Raw genomic sequence first — 1,256 nt, 5'->3', positions numbered from 1 at the left:
TTAGAGAATAGAAAGGCTCTAGAATACGCGCCCTTTGAACGGGCCTTTGGCCTTAAACAATATACTTTTTAGGTGTACATCATGAAAAGAACTTTTCAGCCAAGCGTCTTAAAACGCAAACGTACTCACGGTTTTCGCGCTCGCATGGCTACAAAGTCTGGCCGTCAGCTTATTAACCGTCGTCGCGCCAAAGGTCGTAAGCGTTTATCTGCTTAATCGTATCGGACCTCCCTTGGTTCTGTGACCGATTCAAAGCAAGACTTCTCTTTTGGTCGGCGCAAACGATTGCTGACCAAAAGCGATTATCAACACGTTTTTGATAACGCGCCCTTCAAAGCCAGCTCTCAAACCTTTCTACTACTCGCGAAACCAAGCCTAAGCGACACGTCTCGTTTGGGCCTTGTTATTGCAAAAAAACACATCAAAACTGCGGTTGGACGAAATCGCGTAAAACGACAAGCTCGCGAACTTTTTCGGTGTCAAAAAGAGGGCGCTTTGCCTCTAGACATGGTATTGTTGGCGCGCTCAGGTGCTGGAAGCTTGGACACAAAGTTTATACGACTTGCAATTACGAAAATGATCGAAAAAGTGCATACTCAAGCCTCACAGAACATTAGTGAATATCGTAAAGCCAATGCGTCAGTTGCTGATTAATTTTATAAAGCTGTATCGTTTGCTTTTAAGCCCCTTTTTAGGGCGAAACTGCCGCTTCTATCCAACCTGCTCTGAATATGCAATCGAAGCCTTGCATGAGCACGGCGCTTTACGTGGATCAATACTAACTGCCCAACGATTGGGAAAATGCCATCCATGGCACGATGGTGGGTATGACCCTGTTCCAAAAACTCAACAGACCGTAAATAAGTGATCACTATGGACATTCAACGCTACGCACTCATTGGCGCCATAGCCGTTCTTTCATGGATGCTACTGACGGAGTGGGTCATCTTTAAAGATAAGGCGACTGAACAGCAAGCTGTCATGACACCAGCTTTTGCGCCGTCCGAATCCGTCAGTTTAGATGACAGCAGCTCTGACATCCCGAGTATTATTGAAGCCTCTAATGAATCATCCTTAGGTCTCTCGAATGCCACAAACCAAGGGGTCATAAACGTCACTACCGACACTTTAGTCGTTACCATTGACCTTCAGGGGGGCGACATCGTATACGCGGGCCTGCGCGACTACCTGGCTAAAATCGACGACCCTTCTAATCCTTTCGTTTTACTGGAACAAAATGCCCGACGTATTTACCT

Annotated in this window: 4 protein-coding genes; all 4 read left to right on the top strand. The window is 46.3% G+C overall.

Features of this window, described 5'->3' with window-relative positions; translation table 11 throughout:
• Positions 1-81: 81 nt before the first annotated feature.
• A complete protein-coding gene (rpmH, locus tag ACTF5Z_RS12250; protein WP_009575330.1) occupies positions 82-216 on the top strand; it encodes a 50S ribosomal protein L34 in 135 nt (44 codons plus the stop codon).
• A 24-nt stretch (positions 217-240) separates the two neighbouring features.
• Positions 241-654 carry a ribonuclease P protein component gene (rnpA, locus tag ACTF5Z_RS12245; RefSeq protein WP_438985879.1) on the top strand — a complete coding sequence of 138 codons (414 nt, stop codon included), beginning with the start codon at positions 241-243 and terminating at the stop codon, positions 652-654.
• Positions 635-868 (top strand): membrane protein insertion efficiency factor YidD, encoded by a 234-nt coding sequence (gene yidD / locus ACTF5Z_RS12240; protein WP_438985878.1) that lies wholly within the window; start codon positions 635-637, stop codon positions 866-868. The genes rnpA and yidD overlap by 20 nt, the downstream gene beginning before the upstream one ends.
• A 5-nt stretch (positions 869-873) precedes the next feature.
• On the top strand, positions 874-1,256 hold a 383-nt coding region (gene yidC, locus ACTF5Z_RS12235; protein WP_438985877.1), incomplete at its 3' end, for a membrane protein insertase YidC.

The organism is Aequoribacter sp., assembly GCF_965659035.1.
Taxonomy (GTDB): Bacteria; Pseudomonadota; Gammaproteobacteria; order Pseudomonadales; family Halieaceae; genus Aequoribacter.
The sequence above is the reverse complement of the archived record's forward strand: the minus strand, read 5'-3'. Positions and strand labels throughout refer to the sequence as shown.

Excerpts from the sequence above, each read along its gene's own strand:
- rpmH (WP_009575330.1), top strand. The coding sequence starts at position 82 with ATGAAAAGAACTTTTCAGCCAAGCGTCTTAAAACGCAAACGTACTCAC.
- yidD (WP_438985878.1), top strand. The coding sequence starts at position 635 with ATGCGTCAGTTGCTGATTAATTTTATAAAGCTGTATCGTTTGCTTTTA.